This is a genomic window from Gracilibacillus caseinilyticus (assembly GCF_022919115.1).
Lineage (GTDB): Bacteria > Bacillota > Bacilli > Bacillales > Amphibacillaceae > Gracilibacillus > Gracilibacillus caseinilyticus.
This window is the reverse complement of record NZ_CP095072.1, coordinates 3254030-3273318: the sequence shown is the minus strand read 5'-3', so window position 1 is coordinate 3273318 and position 19289 is coordinate 3254030. Positions and strand designations below refer to the sequence as shown.

Here is a 19289-nt window from a genome sequence, read left to right as displayed (position 1 = left end):
TATTCCACCCTTTTATTTAGTTTTTTCTCTCTCTTTTCTGAGTATCAGCTTAGCTTCTAAATATTCTTCTTTTGTGATGATATTCACTTGGAAAAGTTCATCTAATTCTGTTTCCATCATTTCTAAATCAGCTAAACGATCACCTAAATAGATGATCGTTCCAAATTTCAATAATAGTTTTCGTATATCATAAACACTCTGCATTCGATATCACCTAAAACATTATATCAAAGTGAATACTAAAAGGAAATAAAAAACTATTTTTATCTATCTGGATCTTTCGGGTTTAAGAAAGATGGACGCTGATGATCGTATGGAATAGGCTGTCGCACGATAACATTTAATAAAGCTTTCGGTTCAAATGGCATGAATGGCCAAAAATAGCCGATGTAAAAAGTCTTTAAATTGGTTAAATACAAAATGTAGACTGTTATGGATATAATAAACCCTTTTACACCAAATATAGCTGTAGCAAGTAACAGTATAATCCGCGTAACTCGATTTGCCAGGCTTAATTCATAGCTTGGTGTGGCAAAAGTACCCATCACAACTGCTGCCAAATACAACACTACTTCATTAGAAAACCAGCCTACTTCCACGGCAATTTGCCCGATGATAATAGCTGATACAAGTCCAAGAGCGGTTGCCAGGGACGATGGCGTATGAATAGCTGCCATCCTCAATACATCAATTCCAACTTCAGCCAACAGGAATTGAACGATTAATGGAATTAAGCCAACTTCTTTTGGTCCAATGAACGCTATTGCATCTGGCAATAATTCTGGCTCCGTTGACAATAGGAAATAAAACGGCAGCAGAAATAAGGACACAAATACCGCTAGAAAACGAACCATACGTAGATAGACGCCGATAAATGGTTTTTGTCGATACTCTTCTGCATGCTGTAAGTGATGCCAGAATGTCGCTGGTGTAATCATGACACTTGGTGAACCATCGATAATCACTAAGATGTGTCCTTCATACAGATGTTCAGAGGCAGTATCGGGTCTTTCGGTATAACGGATGGTCGGATAAGGATTCCATGTTTTTCCACTCAAATATTCCTCAATCGTCTTTTCTGCCATCGGTAATCCATCGGTATCAATACTATCTAAGTGATTTTTGAGTGTCTCTACTCTCCTCGGATCTGCAATATCTTCCAAATAACAAATACAGATATCGGTTTTTGACCTGCGACCAATGGACATGTATTCCATTCTCAGTGACCTGTCTCTGACCTTTCGTCTTGTTAACGCCGTATTAAAAATAATGGTTTCCACAAATCCATCACGAGAGCCTCTCACCACTCTTTCCAAATCTGGTTCTTCCGGTCCTCTGACAGGATACGTTCTTGCGTCGATCATTATCACATGATCAAGTCCTTCTACTACTAAAGCTGTAGGACCTGCCAATACAAAATCAGCTGCATTATTTATATCTTTTTCTACATCAATCTCTACATAGGGAATATAGCGCTTGATTAATTTTTGCAGTGTTTCTGGTTCAAGATCACCTTCTTCTAACTCAGCGAGAAAACGCATCAAATAATGAAGCATTTCATCTTTTATTAAACCATCAATAAAAAACAATGCCATTTTCTTTCCAGCATACTTGACATCTAAATGTATAAGGTCAAAGCTTTTATCTACTGCCAAATAATCATGTATATATTGGACATTCTTCTCATAATTATGATACAAACGTTTCTCTTGTTCCATGCGATTCCTCCTTCATCATCCCATTAATGGATAGTCTGTTCCATTTCAATCGTTTCATGCAGGAAGAAAGGTGGACAAGTTGAATTTAACCAAAAGAGGGATGACTCATGATTAAATCAAGAAAATTACATATTATTATATGTATATTAATGATGCTAAGTATGTTGTTGTTACTGTTATCTAAACACTCTGCGGAAGAGACGATTAAATATTTCCCACTGGATACGGATACGTCATTTGTTGATGCCAAGACTAATTTACAACTCTTAGATGAAACCGGTAATGATCAATATCGAATAAAGTGGACAGCTAGCAGCACTTTGGATAACGAAATCTATTTAAGACAGGATGTATCATTACTTTATATGGACGGGCAGTTAAAGGGAATGAAAGGACTGTGGAAGGAAAATGAAAAGGATATTGCATTAGAAGTACTTTTTGAAGAAAGTGACAGTAGTCATTTCCAGGCAATCAGCTTTCATCATGGTGAAATTCATTATCCCAATGATGAAATTAAAAGCATTCAACGAATGACTGTGGATCAGCTTTATGTAATTGACTCACCTTATACTGCATTAGAATCTTTTCGAGAACCGAATTCATCGATGCAAGAGGAGTGGAAAGAAACCATTGATCATACCACAACTCAACAATTACAATTCGCCTGGAAACAATGGATTAATGAGTCAAATTTGGATATAAATCATTACACCGCTTATCCTTTAACCTCAATCAGTAAATTTGAGAATACACCTATGGAGGGCTTGACTCAGGAACAAACGGATCGTATCATGGGACAATTATGGGAAGGGTTGTATAGAAATTACATCTTACCTATTTCCAATCAATCCAATACAAAAAACCAGACGATGCCAATTATATTAATCGATAAAAATCATGATCACTTAATCGTATTATTTGAAAATGAAAATTACCAACTTGAACAACTGTATCAAAAATTATCCATTACAGATAAAAATAAAAACGACGAGTAAGGCATTAATTCGTCGTTTTTGTTAATTCCTGATATAACGTCTGATAAGTCGTATTATCTTGATCAAGTTCTATTAGTTTTTCGGAGATTTTCAGAGCTTCCTCCATCTTTTCTTCCTGTTGGTATATCAATGCCAAATTATAAAGTGCTTCTTTGAAATCCGGCTTCTTATCAACGGCTACTTCTAAATCCTGTTCCGCTTGATCATATTCCGCTAGTTGGATATTGGCAAAAGATCGATAAAACAAAAGTTCTGCTTGATAATACTCCGCATATGGTAAAGATTTTGACGCAGACTCTGTTACTTGCTGATATCGTTCTTCTTCTATTAATTGCTGAATATGCTGCAACTGCACTGTTTCATTATATTGAACCTGATCATTTTGGATACCATAAAACAATAAACCAACACTGTATACCAAATACGCGCAAAAAAACAAACTTTGCTTCCAGTTCTTTTTCATGCTTGGCAGCTGAACCACTCCAGCTGCGAGGAAGCCACCGATTAATCCGCCTAAGTGAGCACCATTGTCTACTTGTTGAATAGAAAGTCCAAAAATGATATTCAATATGACTAGAAAAATAACATTCATTCCAATAGTTTTAAAGAAAATCTTAGGATTCTTTAACCCAAATAATAACAGTGCTCCAAATAGACCAAACAAAGCACCTGAAGCTCCTGCTGCCACATTTGCATTAAAGGCGAAACTAGCTATTCCTCCACTGATACCCGCTAAAAAATAGATGATAAGAAAACGATAATTGCCAAAAATCCGTTCCACCAAGGTTCCTACAAAGTAGAGGGCCATCATGTTAAGACCAATATGCAAAACACCAATATGTAAAAACATTGACGATAAGATACGCCACCATTCACCGTCCATCATAGCCGGGTTATATTTGGCGCCGAATTTTATTAATGTTTCGGGATCAGTGGAGCCTCCCATCAACTCAACCAGTACAAAAACAGCAATATTAATTGCGATCAGTACGTAGGACAGAATTGGTTTAGCCTTGTTAAATACGTCAGCTACTTCTTTTTTTGCTTGATAGTCGATCTGATCAATTTTTTGTTTTAAATAGTTTGTATGCTGCTCTAATTCCATAAGCTGTTCCGGAATGGAAAAGCTTAAAGGTTGCTCAATACCTGCGTTATTAAAAAAGCGGGCAAATTGTTCATCTTGATCTGGCGTCCAGATATAAACATATGTATGGTCAATTGCTTTCATGTTTGGAGCTTTTTGTCGCTGCCAACTATCTACTGGTACATAATCTGCTATGCAAACATGATGAAAATTGATTTCTTTCTGGAACAATGGCAACTGCACGTTTTTGCTAAAGTTTCTCTCTATTTGTTCGATAGAATGATCAAGCTCTCGAGCCCAATCAAACTGTTTTAATGCAATTCTAACGATGTTTGTCGTCCGATCCATTTTACGCCATAACAAAATTTCGTCCCGATTAGAGGATTTAGTAATCGTTTCATATCCTTCATGCTCTAATAAATGTAATACTAATCGATGACGAACAAATTGGTTTTTTAAATACATTTTCACTCACCCACCCTATTACTATTCCAATCATATCATGTTTCCTTATGATTGGAATAGTAATGAGTGTTTTCACTATTGAAACATCGAACGCATAAATTTTTTTCGGAAGTATGGGATCTTCATAACCGATCGCACTCCGAACCTTCGTATGAAGGGAATATTTATTAAGCCCTTTGCTATATTATGGCGAAAAAAATAGACAGTGGAAAACAGAGTCGCGAATGACAAGAGAATTTTTGCAACTTTCATATCCATCACTCCTTATCTTATATATAAGAAGTTTTTCCTTTCGCCGCTTTTTTATGTATTGGCTGATAGACTTTGCAGTAATCGGTTATAATGATGTCTACGGGTACATCATGCGATTGTGTAGGAATCGATGAATATAATTGAAAAGCTGCAGCTATTGACATTGAAATTCCTTGATAACCTTGTAAATATCGATCATAATATCCGCCTCCATATCCGATGCGGAAGCCAGCTTTATCGAAAGCAATGCCAGGAACAACAATTAAATCAATTTCTGATTTCTTTATTAGTGATCTGGCATTACCAACTGGCTCCAGCATATCTTTCCAAATTGGAAGCAATTTATCGCCTGGATTGTATTGATAAAAGCACATTTCCTTCGTTAGAGGAAAACACTTCGGTATCGCTACCCGTTTACCTTCCTTCCAAGCTTTTTTTATAATCTCTATGGTATCCCATTCCAATGCAGTGGAGATTGTAATAGCAATCGTATCGGATTGGTGCCATTCTGAAGATTGAAACAGCTGCTTTTGGAGACGGTTCTCTATCACGTTTCTCTTGTTAATTTGTCGCCAAGCATGAAAGACTGCAGATCTAATCATTTGTTTTGCTTTCAGCTCCTCCATCCTGTCCCCCCCCCTTTATCTCAATTGATTGACCGTACATAATAGAAAAACCCTTACCAATGGATGGTAAGAGCTTTATCCGTTCATTATTTTGTTTCACGGTGTAACGTGTGTCGTTTTAAACGTGGGCTATATTTTTTCAGCTCTAAACGTTCAGGATGCTTACGTTTATTTTTAGTCGTAATATAGTTACGATCGCCTGTTTCAGTACAAGCTAAAGTAATGTTAACGCGCATGGTTTTCCCTCCAAACTAAATCATAACATCATTCATATCGAATCATTACCTACAATATCATAGCAAAAACAAACAAGAATTTCAAGTATCTGTTTTATTGTTCTGTTAATTATGATATAACTGTATTTAGATATGGAAAGGAATAGGAGGAAAAGCATGTATTTTGCAATTGGAGCAGTTATCATTATAGCAATTATACTATGGATTTTATCGTTTTTTACACAGGATAAATTTAAACAATTAGAAGATCAGTTGGAGCAATTCTCTATCTCCACCCTCCAGGAAACTTATCAATTGAAAAAGAAAGTAAGTATTCTGGAAGAAGAACTTTTAATTAATGACGTCACAGTCGAACAAACCATGTCCTATTCTAAAAACGAAACACCAGTAATGCAAAAAGTGAAGGAATTGCATCAACAAGGCCATCACACAGCATATATTGCAGAAAAGGTTCAACTAAATGAATATGATGTGATGACAATGATTAAACAATTTTAAAAAGAGGGATAATCTTGAAACAAACTATCAGAGCTTTCTCTTTAGGTTTGCTCACCGCTGCAATTATTATTGGAGTTACATATTGGATCGAATCACCTGCTGCAAACAGCTCCACTTCCGCTACATCGACGGAAGATAGTATCGAAGCAATTCAAAAAGAAGGCTATTTCGTCTATCAGGAAAATAAAAATCTAGAAATTGAAAAATTAGAGGGACAACTGACAAACTTACAAACACAACAAGACAATCAAGAATCTGACGAAACGCAACAACAAGAAGTTATTACTACAAACGTTAGCATTGAGTCGGGTATGACACTGCAAGAAATTGCTGATGTATTAGTAGACAATGGAATTATCAATGACGGCGAGGCATTTATTACATATGTAGAAGATAACGATCTATCGACTTCCATTCAAATTGGAGAATTCACACTTTCCAATCAAATGAAAATATCAGATATTGCGAAGTTGATTACGAATTGATCACATACTAACTTTGATCATATACAATATGTAAAGTGAAACGGAACAGAATTTGCAGTTTCGTTATGTTGTCAGTCGAATGGCATCGAACATGTATTTCAAGATAAAAAAGAGTGAGCTTGATTATAGCTCACTCTTTAAATTTATTCATTTAAATCTGCTGATTCACCTTTGACGAGATACATAACATCTTCCCCGATATTTGTTGCATGATCGCCAATTCTTTCCACATAACGCCCACTGAAAGCCATTTGCATAATATGCTGAATTTTTTGTGGATTCGTAGCTGTTTCTTCTAGTAATTCCTGTAACATGGAAGAATACATACCATCGATAATATCATCAAGATCTGCTAATTTCCTTGCCAGAGTTATATCTTCATTTTCATAAGCACTGATAGCTAGATCAATCATTTTGATAGCTATTTCCTGCATTTCTTTAATAGCGCTGTGAATTTCAATCCCATGATTGTCTCCCAGATGAATGGCAGATTTAGCGATGTTTTTTGCATTGTCAGCCATCCGTTCCAAATCTGAAGAAATGCGAATTGCAACAACTAATCTTCTCAAATCAGTTGCAACCGGTTGTTGACGTGCAATTAATAAAATTGCCGTTTCGTTAATTTTGAAATCAAGTTTGTCCAAGTTTCGATCTGCTTCAATGATTTCTCTAGCTTGTTCTGTGTCACTAGAATGCAAAACTTCCACTGCAGAACGCAATTGCTCCTTCGTCTTCCTCGCTAGTTCAATAATTAATTCTTCAACCTTTTTCAGTTCACTCTGAAATATCTCTCTACCTACCATACTGCATTTCCTCCCACAAAATAATTATCCGAAGCGACCTGTAATGTAATCTTCAGTACGTTTGTCGCCTGGATTAGAGAACAGTTGATCTGTTTCTGAAAACTCAACTAATTCACCGTTTAACATGAAGGCTGTTTTATCTGAGATCCGTGCTGCTTGTTGCATGTTATGCGTCACAATAACAATCGTATAATCTTTTTTCAACTCTTTTATTAACTCTTCGATTTTAAGAGTCGAAATAGGATCCAAAGCAGACGTTGGCTCATCCATTAATATTACTTCCGGTTCTACAGCCAAACATCTTGCAATACAAATTCTTTGTTGCTGACCACCAGATAAGCCATATGCATTTTGGTTCAAACGGTCCTTCACTTCGTCCCAAATAGCCGCACCACGCAAACTTTTTTCTACTATTTCATCTAATACTTTCTTCTTTTTTATGCCGTGAATCTTCGGTCCGTAAGCAACATTTTCATAGATAGATTTCGGAAATGGATTCGGTTTTTGGAAGACCATTCCCACGTGTGTACGCAATTCTTCTACGAGCTGTTTTTTATCAAAGATGTTTTTATCATTATATTTAATAATACCAGAAGTATTCACGATCGGAATGGTTTCTGTCATTCTATTTAATGTCTTTAATAGTGTAGACTTACCGCATCCAGAAGGTCCGATAACGGCTGTAATTTCTTTTTTAGGAATATCCATATTTATTTGATACAATGCTTGATCATTACCATACCATAAATTAAAATCTTCAATATTAAATGCATTTGCTGTTGTCATAAATAGCCCTTCTTTCTCTAATATCTGTTTTGGAATTTGTTACGAATCCACACTGCTACGGCGTTCATACATAGTAATATTACCAATAGAACAATAATTCCTGCTGCAGCAACAAATTGCCATTCCGCTTGCGGTCTTGCTGTCCAACTGTAAATTTGAATTGGCATCACTGTATACTTCGACATAAACGAGTCTGGAATAGTATATATCGCAGTCGCTGCCCCAACAATAATTAATGGCGCTGTTTCCCCTATTGCCCGGGATAAAGCAAGTATTGCCCCCGTTATAATACCTGGTATAGATGCTGGCAATACGATCCTCCAAATCGTCTGCCACTTGGTAGCCCCCATTCCAATTGAAGCCTCTCTAATTTCCTGTGGCACCGAACGAATTGCTTCTTGTGATGAAACAACGATAACCGGCAATACGAGTAAACTCATTGTTAATGCACCAGCGATCAATGTATATCCAAATCCCATAATGTAAACGAAGAATGTCAATCCTAATAAACCAAAAACAATAGAAGGGACACCTGCTAAATTCTGAACATTTATTTGAATGAAACGTGTAAATTTATTTTGTTTCGCATATTCTTCCAAATACAATGCTGTAGATACTCCAATGATAATCGATACCGGCGCAGTGATTGCCATCATAAAAATAGAACCCATTATTCCTGCAAATATTCCCGCTTCCTCAATATAAGGTGCAGGGAAATTCTTGAGAAAATCTATACTTACATAATCCATCCCTTGGCTAACAATCCTGTAGATTAGAGCAGCAAGAAAAAGCATCGCTAAAGCCATAGCAAATATAAACAAATACTTAAAAATTTTATTAATGTTTACACGACTTTTAATTTGACTTGTATTAACATGTTGTGACATTAATAATCCTCCTTAAATCGACGCGAAATATATTGTGATAAAATATTCATCAATAATGTAAAGATAAACAGTGTGATACCTACTGCATAAATACTATTGTAAATAGTAGAATGATAAGAAGTATCTCCTGTAGCACCCTGTACAATAAATGCTGTCAATGTTTGAATCGATTCAGTCGGGTTAAACGTCAGGTTAGGTGTAGCTCCTGCTGCAATCGTCACGATCATCGTCTCCCCTATCGCTCGAGAAACGGCTAATACAATTGATGCGATAATCCCAGATAATGCTGCTGGTAATACCACTTTCATCGAAACCTCAAAACGAGTGGCCCCTAAACCAAGTGCACCATCTCTTAGTGATTTCGGAACAGCACTCATTGCATCTTCTGATAATGACGCAATCATCGGAATGATCATAATACCAACTACTAGCCCTGCACTCATCGCATTAAAGATTCGCATGTCTGGAAAGATATTCATCAATAACGGAGACACAAATGTTAATGCAAAAAAACCATAAACAACAGTAGGAATACCAGCTAAGATTTCCAATATTGGTTTAATGATTTTTCTTGCTCGTTCTGATGCATATTCACTCAAATAAATAGCACATGCAATACCTATAGGTACAGCAACACATATAGCAATAGCTGTAATTAATAATGTTCCTGCAATTAATGGCGCCACACCAAAGTGTTCTGTCCAAGGAGACCAATTCGTTCCAAAATAGAAATCAGTCAATGGTACTTTCGTAAAAAATAAGATAGATTCTCGTAGCAAAGTAAATAATATACCAATTGTCGTTAAAATCGATACAACGGCACATAATAATAAAAATATCGGTACTATTTTTTCAATGGCATTACCTAGATTCTTTTTCTGTTTATTTTGTTTAATCATGTCTTGAACGGATAAATTTTTGTTCATCTGATTGCTCGCCATGATAATCCCCTACACTTTCTTCACAAAGATGATGGGACAGTTGCCCGCTAGAAGCGGGTCTGTCCCATATTACATTATTTTTATCTTACTCAGATACCATTTCCGTAATTTTATCTATTTGCTCTTGGTATTTTTCATCAGGAAGTGCAACATATCCAACTTCTTCAGCTGCTGCTCCTGCATTTTCTAGTGCGTATTTAGCGAAATCAAATACTTGTGGTTTTTCTTTCATGTAATCCACGTTTACGTATGTGAATAACGGACGAGATAGCGGAGAGTAACTGCCATCCTGGATAGTATCACCATCAGGTTTTACTGGGTTACCATCTCCGTTGTCAATACCTAGCACTTTTAATGAATCTTGATTTTCTAAATAGTAAGCATAACCAAAGTAACCAATTGCATATGGATCATTTTTGATACCTGTAACTAGTGTGTTGTCATCTTCAGATAATGTTGTGTTTTCGCCTTCGCGCATTGGGTTTTCTTCTAAGATTACTTCATTAAAATAATCAAATGTACCAGAATCATGTCCTGGGCTATAGATGATGATATCTTCTTCTGGCCATTCTGGATTTAGATCAGACCATTTTGTAGCAGAACCATCAGCTAAAAAGATTTCTTTTAGTTGATCAACGGTTAAGTTCTCAACGAAATCATTCTCTTGGCTAACTACTACTGATAAACCATCGTATGCTAATTCTAATTCAAGTAACTCAATACCGTTCTCTTCTGCTGTTGCTCTCTCTTCGTCTTTAATTGGACGGGAAGCATTACTGAAATCAATTTCACCAACAGTAGATTTTTTGAAACCTCCTCCTGAACCAGAAGAGTTAAGAGCTGTTTCAACGTTTGGTTGAACTTGATTATATTCATAAGTCAAGTATTCCATGATTGGTAATACAGTAGAAGAACCATCTAAATTTACTGGACCAGAAACTTCTTCTGAATCACTAGATTCTTCTGCATTGTCAGAACCTTCATTCGCACTTGCTTCGTTTGTTGTTTCTTCACCCGTGCCTTCTTCGTCTTCTGCTGGTGAATTACCGCATGCAGCTAGAACACCCATTGTTAGTACGGCAATCGCGACTAACATCATTAACTTCCACTTGTTCATTCTTTCTTCCCCCTATTACAATCTAAGAATTTTCAGCTCTCTTTGAAAGCTTCTACTACATCGTAACGCACAACTGTTAAGGTACTATTAACCTATTGTAAAGACATTGTAAATTCGACAGATTGATAGAAATTAACATGAAATACTACATATTTTGCAATCTATCACCAATAAACGTTCTATTTTCGAATAACAATTACCGAACAAATCCTCCATCTACATTAAGTAAATATAGTTTACATTATCGTATTATAAAAAGCCTTCCACTTATGTTTTAATTCATTGCAGCATTCATTTTGCAAATATTTAATAAAAGCAATGGTAATTTTTCTTTACAACTAAGAAAAACCGGGCAAAACCTCGTTCGACCATAACTAACGTAATTATATATAACTTCCTTTAATACGGATTATGTCAACTAACCTTGGGACTATTTTGATATATTGTGTGTGCTGGGATACCGTTCCAGCCAACCACTTCGCGTCCTGCGGGGCACGGCTGAAGCTAGGCTACTACTCGAATCACTTCTCTGCTGCCTTGCACCGAGGAAGCCTACTTTGAAGCGTTACTAGTAGACACAGGTGCAGACGTAGTGGATCTTCAGCACCCCGCATGTTCCGAGGGAGTGTACGGAGGCCACTGAAAAAGTCCATAAAAATTTGCGACAGGAAAATCGAATCCCAAAATTCATGCAAAATATCATATAAAAGTGGTGGATTGAAACCACTTTAAACCTGTTTATAGCTATCTTAGTGGGAGGATAAATTTCCATAATATGTTTTTTTAGTGACCTCGAGTCTACGTGGTTGGCCTACGCTAGGGTGTTTGCTATACAACAGATGTTACGGGAAGTATTTGAAGAGCTATCGCATGAGTTAGACCTCCTCATTTTGATGTATCATAATGCCTAGCACCGCTGCTTTTAGCTGTTTCAAGCGTTGTAGAACTTCCCTTAAGCGGAGGAAATATGCGGAGACTCCCGTGGGATCAGCGCGAGCTGAAGATCCACTTAGGAAAGAACAGAATTTTCTTTCCTAAGTTAGCTGAATCCGTGCCCCACAGGACGCGGAGCATATTTCGGGAGCTTTGCTACGCACACTAAAAATGTCAATATTAGCACATCGTTATACAGACACACCTTCATGTTTAGCATGATTATTTCTATGACTGTACTTATATACTTTCTCATAAAAAAAGAGAACTAGTAAGACTAGTTCTCTTCCGATTCGGCTTCTTTTTCTTCGTCCGATTTCTCTTCTTTATACTCATAATAGATTTCGATGATACGTTTACCAATGGCATGATGAATCTGGTGTCTTCCATTGGCTGTACCATTTTCCGGAACAACGATTGCAAATGCGACTTCAGGATTCTCAAACGGACTATAACCGATCAGAGATAAATTATCCGTATCCTCGACTTTCTTATAGGTCCCATCCTCCTGTTTTTCATACTGTGGTTTTTCTGCTGTACCTGTTTTCCCTGCCATTTCGTAAGGGAACCCACTCCATTGAGTTGAAGCCGTTCCACTTTCATAAACCCTTCTAAATCCTTCTTGGACTTGTTCAATATATTTTTCGTCCATTTCAACACGATTTAAGACTTCGGGTTCGAATGATTCGATAATTTTTCCTGGTGTCCCAGTTGTGCTATTGTCAGGTTCTCTGATTTCCTTTACAAGACGTGGCTTCATACGATAGCCATCATTAGCGATAGTTGAAACATATTGCGCTAATTGTAATGTCGTATACGTATCATACTGGCCAATTGCCAAGTGCAGCAGATTACCCTGTACGGGGTTCGCTCCAGTCACACCTGTTGCTTCAAAAGGTAAATCAATTCCAGTTTTAACACCTAATCCAAACTGGTTATAATAATTTCGCATCGTATTAAAAGCGCTATAATCAAAGTTGTATAATGGTTCATTTAACCGATAGGTTGCACCGGCAATTTTAATAGCAATTCGTGCCATATAAACGTTTGAAGATTCCTGCAAGGCAGTAAGATCAGAAATGCTGCTACCTAAAAAAGCGTGCGATGCAAATTCAGGTGTCGATTTAATTTTAATCGGAACATCACTCAGCCTTGAGCCAATATCTACTACACCCTCTTGATAACCTGCTAGCAATGTCGCACCCTTTATTGCAGAACCAGGCTCATGAGAATCATAAATTGTGCGATATGCCTGATTTAGATATTCATCATTCTTCTTATCATAACGGTAACCAGACATAGCTAATATATCACCTGTTTGCGGATTCATGACGACAGCCATCGCATCCTTTAAATAACCGTTATTACTAGCGGAATTGTTAATGGCTTTTTCTAACTCTTCCTGGACAATCTTATCAACTTCCTGCTGAAATTCCATATCTACGGTTAGCACAAGGTCTTTTCCTCTTTGCCCATCTACTACGACTTCTGAATTGACCACATTTCCGTCTGAATTAGTCGTGTACTGAACTTGTTCTTTTCTTCCACGTAACACACTTTCGTACTCTTGCTCCAGTCCACTTGTACCAACACGGTCATTCCAGGTATAGCCATTTGCTAAATAGAAGTCACTATTATCACGAGGAATGCCCTCTTCAGAAGAAGTCAGATTACCAATAAATGAGCTAAATGTATCCTCATATTCACGCTCACGTTCCCAGTCAATTACCGCATCAATGTTAGGTAAATCCGTTAAATGTTCGGCCACTTTAGCATATTCTTCATCTGTTAAGCCTTCATTTACAACAACATGTGGTGACAACTCGTAGGCAGAGTCCAATTCCTTCTTAATAGCTATTATGTTGTTAAGTTCGCTTGTCCAATCAACTGTTGAAAGGTCTTCCTCTGTAATACTGTCCAATTCAATCTGATACCGCTCACTCGCAGTCAATGTTTTTTCTTCTTCGGTCAACCGATCAGTGATCGTCTCCTGATTGTTTAAATACCAATATTCTTTTTTATCTCGTTCTGTAATTTCATCACGTAACGCTTCATCATCTTTAATAATCATGATGTATTTAGCTAATTTCCTTGCTAGTTCTAATCTTTCCGTTGCAGATTCACCATTTTTTGGAGGTGTATATATAATGGATTTAACTGCCTGGTTATCCACTACCAGATCAAAGTTACTATCATACATTTTCCCTCTTGGCACAGGTTTTTCTGAAGGTGTATTATCAGTCTGATTTATTTTCCGCTGTGCCTCTTCTCCATTCAGGATCTGAACGACCCCAAGTTGAATAATTAATAGTGAAAAGACAAGAAAAACCGATACAAATAAAATATTTAACCGGAGAGGCAATTGCGCCTTTTTCTTTTTCAATTTTTTCTTTTTTCTCCATTTAAGATGTAGTTTCATGTTCTACTCCCCCTGATGAAAACATCCTTTATAGTATAACACGAAAATCTGTGCTTTTACTATGATGGAGTGTTATATATAGAAGAATCTGTTTTGCGCACAAAATAATACGCAATAAGGTTCCCAGATCCGATTGTCAGCAGCAATATTGGTATAATAAATTCCGGGTCAAATACTAATACGCCAATAATAAATAGTGAAATGGCGGATACCCTGCCAATATTAACAAACAATTCTCGGAAAATTATATATTCTATTCTTAATTCTTTTGCTCCCTTGGCTTTACCTATAATATCGTACGTAAGGGAAATAAACGGCACGTTAAAGACTGGGTAAGCCACCCCTACTACCACTCCGTACAATAACAACATCCAGAAGCCAGGTTGAAATACAAAGATACCTACTCCCAGATATAGCAATAAACCACCGAAAAATATTGTCTTTTTTCGATTGCTTTTTTTTGTTAGCTTCGTGATCACATAGTAACCAACAAATGAACAAAAAGAAAAAAGAAGATTAAAGGATCCTAAAGCAAATTCACTGTCCGTAGCAATGTATACCCAAATTGCTACAATAAAAATAAATAATCCTTCCCGTAAACCTTGAAAAATATGCGCATTAAGAATAAATCGCCAGTTACTGTTTGATTTTCTTTCCTCTACAACATGCCGAAACAGAAATCGTCCAGTTGCTTTTCGCTTTTTGAGGAAAAACGAACAAACCACTGCTAATAAAAATAAAAAAAAGGATATAAAGAAAATAATACTATATCCTTGAAAATTATCCAGCTTCGAAATAATATATCCCGCAACGAAGGGGCCAATCATGCCGCCTAATGATTGTAAGACCCCTAAAATACCATTAAAAAAATCACGAGATTCCGGCTCAGTTACTTCAAACGTTAAAACATTAAATGCTAGCCAGTAAAAACCATATCCAATTCCTAAAATAGCCCCTAGAAGATAAGGTATTTTCGAGGCTTGGTCGCCAACTAACAATACAGTGACGTAGAATATAGATAAAAATGTTACACCAAAACGGATAATAAGAGTTCGATCCACTTTCTTAGTAAATTTACCTGCAATCACGAACGCAATCGGTTGTAATATGTAAATAAATAAATTGTATACCGCTATATCTACATAATTGCCTGATTGTTTCCATAAAAAAACATTTACGAATGCATTCGATAAAAAAGTAGCTAACGAATACAGTCCGCCAATTGTTAAGAGTATTTTTAAATCTTTACTGTTGGGTAATCGGTTTGTCGAAGATTTCGGCTTATGATTCATCGTATACACCTCACTACAATCTAATCTTTATTTTGATCTAGAAAGGCGGAGTTATACATATGAATCATAGAGAAAAGAAGGAAACACAACAAAAGGACTATAGTATCAAACTATAGTCCTTTTAATGTTAATGGAGATTATTTTGCTTCACTATATAGACTTGCTACTTTATCCCAATCCACTACATTCCAGAATGCTGCAATGTAATCAGGGCGTTTGTTTTGGTATTTAAGGTAGTACGCATGCTCCCATACGTCTAATCCTAAGATTGGTGCTTTACCTTCTGAAATAGGAGTGTCTTGATTTGGTGTGCTGATAATTTCAAGGTTACCGTTGTTTACTACTAACCAAGCCCAGCCTGAACCAAAACGACCTGCTGCAGCAGCTGCAAATTCATCTTTGAACTTATCAAAGTTACCAAATGTCGCATTGATCTGGTCAGCTAATTCACCTGTTGGTTCACCGCCACCATTTGGAGATAGCAATGTCCAGAATAAGCTGTGATTAGCATGTCCGCCACCGTTGTTACGCACTGCTGTACGGATATTTTCAGGTACCGCGTCAAGATTTGCAAGAATGTCTTCGATTGATTTGCTAGCCAAATCATCATGACCTTCAAGTGCAGCATTTAATTTTGTAACATAAGTGTTGTGATGTTTAGTGTGATGAATGTTCATTGTTTCTTTATCAATATGAGGCTCTAATGCATCATATCCATAAGATAATTCTGGTAATGTAAAGTTTGCCATGTTTAATTCCTCCTATTTTTTAATTAGAAAGTATAAAAATCTCTCTATTCAGAATGGTATCAAATCATTTTATTGAAATGCAACTATTTAGCATTCCTTTTTGTATATATTTTATACAAGAATCGATGTAGTTTTATCTAGCTGAAGCTTGAAATATGAAAAATGCCACTGAGGAAAATAAGGGTAGCCAAATAAAAAAACAAGCTTTATCTAATGCTTGTTTAGAAATGGTGGCTCGGGACGGAATCGAACCGCCGACACACGGATTTTCAGTCCGTTGCTCTACCGACTGAGCTACCGAGCCAATCCTTTATGAAATTCAACCAACTAATATGTATATGGCGGAGGAGGAGGGATTCGAACCCCCGCGGGCCGTGAAGCCCCTGGCGGTTTTCAAGACCGCTCCCTTCAGCCGGACTTGGGTACTCCTCCGAATGTAGTTGGTGGACCCTGCAGGATTCGAACCTGCGACCGATCGGTTATGAGCCGATAGCTCTAACCAACTGAGCTAAGGGTCCTATGTTACGTATATTATATAATGGGGCGACCGGTGGGGATCGAACCCACGTATGTCGGAACCACAATCCGATGTGTTAACCACTTCACCACGACCGCCATTATGTTTGGTAGCGGCGGAGGGAATCGAACCCCCGACCTCACGGGTATGAACCGTACGCTCTAGCCAGCTGAGCTACACCGCCATGGCTCCACAGGTAGGATTCGAACCTACGACCGATCGGTTAACAGCCGATAGCTCTACCACTGAGCTACTGTGGAATAAATTATGTAATTACTGAAGCGACATTTAATAATTTACCATATCCATATTAGATCGTCAATAGTTTTATTGCATTTTTTATTTTTTTGTCGATAAGAGATGAAAATAGTCTGGAATCACCCAGACTATTTCCCACTATTTATTGTTTATAACGTTCTCCCAATACCTCATCTGCAATGTTCACAGCATGATCACCGATTCGTTCCAAGTTACTGATAATATCAGCAAACACGATACCTGCTGCACCCGAACATGCACCTTCATTTAACCGAATAATATGTTTTTTACGGTATGTTCTTTCCATTTTATCAATTTCATTTTCTTTTTGCACAACATTTAAGGCTGCTTCTCTGTCCATAGTGTCCAGAGCTCTGATAGCCTCTTTAACCGTAATGATTGTTAAATCAAACATGTCATTTAAATCGATCATTCCTTGCTCAGTAATATCAACTTTATTGGACATTTTAAAATGGACTAATTCGATAATGTTCTCAAAGTGATCACCAATTCGCTCAATATCACGAACTGAATTAATTAAAGCTGAATGTTTGTTAATTTCTGATTCCGAGAAATCTTTCTTAGATAAGTCTACCAGATAAGAAGTAATTTCCCTATCCAGATTATTTAATGCCCCTTCAATTTGTATAGCAAGTTCAGAGGTCTTCGGATTTTGTTTGTTTAAGAACAGACTTGTTTCTTCCAATCCTTTGGTCGCATACTCACCCATTCTGATTACTTCTGCTTTTGCCTGATCTAATGCGACAGAAGGAGATTGTTCAATAAAAATTGGATCTAAATGTTTTGGTTTATATTCTATTTCTACATCCTCACCAGGGATGATTTTTGTTACAAGTAATGCTAATAAACCGATAAACGGAAACTGTACGGCAGTGTTTAGCATATTAAATATACCATGTGCATAGGCAATAGTCATCGACGGATTTAACTCCAGTGCTCCTTGAATGTAGCTTATAAAGTTACTATAAGCACCGATGAAAATGATAACTATTGTAGCCCCTATTACGTTAAATATTACATGAGTTAATGCTGCTCGTTTGGCTGCTACTGTTGCACCGATAGATGCTAACACAGCAGTAATGGTTGTCCCGATATTATCCCCGAATAATACAGGTAAGGCTGCTTTTATTTCGATAGCACCTTCCATCATGAGGCTTTGCAATATACCGATGGTAGCACTTGAACTTTGAACGACAACTGTAAATACTGTTCCAATAATAACACCGAGTATCGGGTTATTGGACATGTCAACCGTTAATTCATGAAATGCTTGCAAATCACGTAATGGTTTTAAGCCTGAACTCATTAGTTCCAGTCCAAAGAATAATGATCCAAAACCAAAAATGGTGATCCCAATATTCGTTACTTTACTATTTTTAATAAAGAATATAAGTAGTGCGCCGATACCCATGATTGGCAGCGCGTATTCACCCAGGTCAAAACCGATAATAAACGCTGTTACTGTAGTACCGATGTTTGCCCCCATAATAACACCTATTGACTGTCGCAACGTCATAAATCCTGCGTTTACCAATCCTACCGTCAATACAGTTGTCCCCGAACTGGATTGAATTAAGATGGTTACAATAATCCCGGCAAGTACACCCATAAAAGGATTACTGGTGAATTTGTCTAGAATATCTCGTAATCGGTCACCGGCTGTTTTTTGTAATCCTTCGCCCATGTACTTAATACCTAATAGAAAAATACCTAAGCCAGCAACAAACTCCAAGATCATAGCTTGTACATTTAAATCCAAAAGTGTTCATCCCTTCTCACAAAACTTTTTCTTTCTTTTTATTATGACCATTGTGCCGAAAGTATTGCTTAAAATTCTTATCCATTTTTATTTCCGACATAAGTTGACAAACTTTCCGCACACACCAATTCATTATTAATGATAGGTATATATTTTGTAAAGGCTTTTTATATAAAATTTACAAAAGATTAACACTTATTTTTATTGTACCAAGTTATTCCATGATTGAAAGCGTTTAACGAAATTTTAGTTACATTCTTTTCCCTGTAAGGTTATGAAATGTAAAATTAATCAGGTTGCTTTTTTATAGGATAACAATATTGCTTTACCACCTTATTAAATATAATCTGGCTATATGATCTAGATAAAGAAAAAACGAGCTTCCCCCACCGGCTTAAGCTATCTATAATACGGATTGTGTCAACTGGCTTAATGGTAATTTTGAAAT

The 19289-nt window shown here is 36.9% G+C and carries 18 protein-coding genes and 6 tRNA genes; 3 read left to right on the top strand and 21 right to left on the bottom strand.

Annotated features, from left to right (window positions below):
* Nucleotides 1-12 precede the first annotated feature (12 nt).
* Both MUN88_RS15470 and MUN88_RS15465 read right to left on the bottom strand, forming a co-directional pair.
* Nucleotides 13-204: a YqgQ family protein gene (locus MUN88_RS15470; protein WP_244716597.1), complete on the bottom strand. Its 192-nt coding sequence runs from the start codon at nucleotides 202-204 to the stop codon at nucleotides 13-15.
* A 59-nt stretch (nucleotides 205-263) separates the two neighbouring features.
* A complete protein-coding gene (locus MUN88_RS15465; RefSeq protein ID WP_244716595.1) occupies nucleotides 264-1718 on the bottom strand; it encodes a spore germination protein in 1455 nt (484 codons plus the stop codon).
* Between the two features lie 107 nt (nucleotides 1719-1825).
* Here MUN88_RS15465 and MUN88_RS15460 point away from each other — a divergent pair, with 107 nt between their 5' ends.
* Complete coding sequence (locus MUN88_RS15460) at nucleotides 1826-2713, top strand: hypothetical protein (protein WP_244716593.1); 888 nt, start codon at nucleotides 1826-1828, stop codon at nucleotides 2711-2713.
* A 4-nt stretch (nucleotides 2714-2717) separates the two neighbouring features.
* Here the strand turns inward: MUN88_RS15460 and MUN88_RS15455 are convergent, their stop codons facing one another.
* The 4 genes from MUN88_RS15455 to rpmG form a co-directional block, all read right to left on the bottom strand.
* Nucleotides 2718-4262: a rhomboid family intramembrane serine protease gene (locus MUN88_RS15455; RefSeq protein ID WP_244716591.1), complete on the bottom strand. Its 1545-nt coding sequence runs from the start codon at nucleotides 4260-4262 to the stop codon at nucleotides 2718-2720.
* Between the two features lie 75 nt (nucleotides 4263-4337).
* Nucleotides 4338-4514, bottom strand: a complete 177-nt coding sequence (gene yqgO / locus MUN88_RS21970) for a protein YqgO (protein WP_501993625.1) — start codon at nucleotides 4512-4514, stop codon at nucleotides 4338-4340.
* Between the two features lie 17 nt (nucleotides 4515-4531).
* Nucleotides 4532-5140, bottom strand: a complete 609-nt coding sequence (locus MUN88_RS15450) for a 5-formyltetrahydrofolate cyclo-ligase (RefSeq protein WP_244716589.1) — start codon at nucleotides 5138-5140, stop codon at nucleotides 4532-4534.
* Between the two features lie 86 nt (nucleotides 5141-5226).
* Nucleotides 5227-5376 (bottom strand): 50S ribosomal protein L33, encoded by a 150-nt coding sequence (gene rpmG, locus MUN88_RS15445; RefSeq protein WP_018933855.1) that lies wholly within the window; start codon nucleotides 5374-5376, stop codon nucleotides 5227-5229.
* Between the two features lie 156 nt (nucleotides 5377-5532).
* Here rpmG and MUN88_RS15440 point away from each other — a divergent pair, with 156 nt between their 5' ends.
* Both MUN88_RS15440 and MUN88_RS15435 read left to right on the top strand, forming a co-directional pair.
* Entirely contained in the window at nucleotides 5533-5874 is a 342-nt protein-coding gene (locus tag MUN88_RS15440) for a hypothetical protein (protein ID WP_244716587.1), read from the top strand.
* A gap of 14 nt (nucleotides 5875-5888) precedes the next feature.
* Nucleotides 5889-6359 (top strand): hypothetical protein, encoded by a 471-nt coding sequence (locus MUN88_RS15435; protein ID WP_244716585.1) that lies wholly within the window; start codon nucleotides 5889-5891, stop codon nucleotides 6357-6359.
* A 143-nt stretch (nucleotides 6360-6502) separates the two neighbouring features.
* Here MUN88_RS15435 and phoU read toward each other — a convergent pair whose 3' ends face one another.
* The 15 genes from phoU to MUN88_RS15360 form a co-directional block, all read right to left on the bottom strand.
* The gene (gene phoU, locus MUN88_RS15430; RefSeq protein ID WP_244716583.1) at nucleotides 6503-7162 is read right to left on the bottom strand and encodes a phosphate signaling complex protein PhoU; all 660 of its coding nucleotides are present in this window, start codon (nucleotides 7160-7162) and stop codon (nucleotides 6503-6505) included.
* A 24-nt stretch (nucleotides 7163-7186) separates the two neighbouring features.
* Nucleotides 7187-7948 (bottom strand): phosphate ABC transporter ATP-binding protein PstB, encoded by a 762-nt coding sequence (pstB, locus tag MUN88_RS15425; RefSeq protein ID WP_244716581.1) that lies wholly within the window; start codon nucleotides 7946-7948, stop codon nucleotides 7187-7189.
* Between the two features lie 17 nt (nucleotides 7949-7965).
* The gene (gene pstA / locus MUN88_RS15420; protein WP_244716579.1) at nucleotides 7966-8835 is read right to left on the bottom strand and encodes a phosphate ABC transporter permease PstA; all 870 of its coding nucleotides are present in this window, start codon (nucleotides 8833-8835) and stop codon (nucleotides 7966-7968) included.
* Nucleotides 8835-9776, bottom strand: coding sequence for a phosphate ABC transporter permease subunit PstC (gene pstC, locus MUN88_RS15415; protein ID WP_244716577.1), 942 nt, complete (start codon nucleotides 9774-9776; stop codon nucleotides 8835-8837). Before pstC ends, pstA begins: the two co-directional genes overlap by 1 nt.
* 85 nt (nucleotides 9777-9861) lie before the next feature.
* A complete protein-coding gene (locus tag MUN88_RS15410) occupies nucleotides 9862-10893 on the bottom strand; it encodes a PstS family phosphate ABC transporter substrate-binding protein (protein WP_244716575.1) in 1032 nt (343 codons plus the stop codon).
* 1210 nt (nucleotides 10894-12103) lie between these two features.
* Nucleotides 12104-14245 carry a peptidoglycan D,D-transpeptidase FtsI family protein gene (locus MUN88_RS15405; RefSeq protein ID WP_244716573.1) on the bottom strand — a complete coding sequence of 714 codons (2142 nt, stop codon included), beginning with the start codon at nucleotides 14243-14245 and terminating at the stop codon, nucleotides 12104-12106.
* Between the two features lie 59 nt (nucleotides 14246-14304).
* Nucleotides 14305-15537 (bottom strand): MFS transporter, encoded by a 1233-nt coding sequence (locus MUN88_RS15400; RefSeq protein ID WP_244716571.1) that lies wholly within the window; start codon nucleotides 15535-15537, stop codon nucleotides 14305-14307.
* A 137-nt stretch (nucleotides 15538-15674) separates the two neighbouring features.
* Nucleotides 15675-16286, bottom strand: a complete 612-nt coding sequence (sodA, locus tag MUN88_RS15395; RefSeq protein ID WP_244716569.1) for a superoxide dismutase — start codon at nucleotides 16284-16286, stop codon at nucleotides 15675-15677.
* A 228-nt stretch (nucleotides 16287-16514) separates the two neighbouring features.
* Nucleotides 16515-16590, bottom strand: a tRNA-Phe gene (locus MUN88_RS15390).
* A 35-nt stretch (nucleotides 16591-16625) separates the two neighbouring features.
* A tRNA-Ser gene (locus MUN88_RS15385) sits at nucleotides 16626-16718 on the bottom strand.
* 9 nt (nucleotides 16719-16727) lie between these two features.
* Nucleotides 16728-16804: transfer RNA gene (locus MUN88_RS15380), tRNA-Ile, on the bottom strand.
* A gap of 21 nt (nucleotides 16805-16825) precedes the next feature.
* A tRNA-His gene (locus MUN88_RS15375) sits at nucleotides 16826-16901 on the bottom strand.
* A 9-nt stretch (nucleotides 16902-16910) separates the two neighbouring features.
* Nucleotides 16911-16987: transfer RNA gene (locus tag MUN88_RS15370), tRNA-Met, on the bottom strand.
* A gap of 1 nt (nucleotide 16988) precedes the next feature.
* A tRNA-Asn gene (locus MUN88_RS15365) sits at nucleotides 16989-17063 on the bottom strand.
* Between the two features lie 140 nt (nucleotides 17064-17203).
* Entirely contained in the window at nucleotides 17204-18841 is a 1638-nt protein-coding gene (locus MUN88_RS15360) for a Na/Pi cotransporter family protein (protein WP_244716567.1), read from the bottom strand.
* Nucleotides 18842-19289 lie beyond the last annotated feature (448 nt).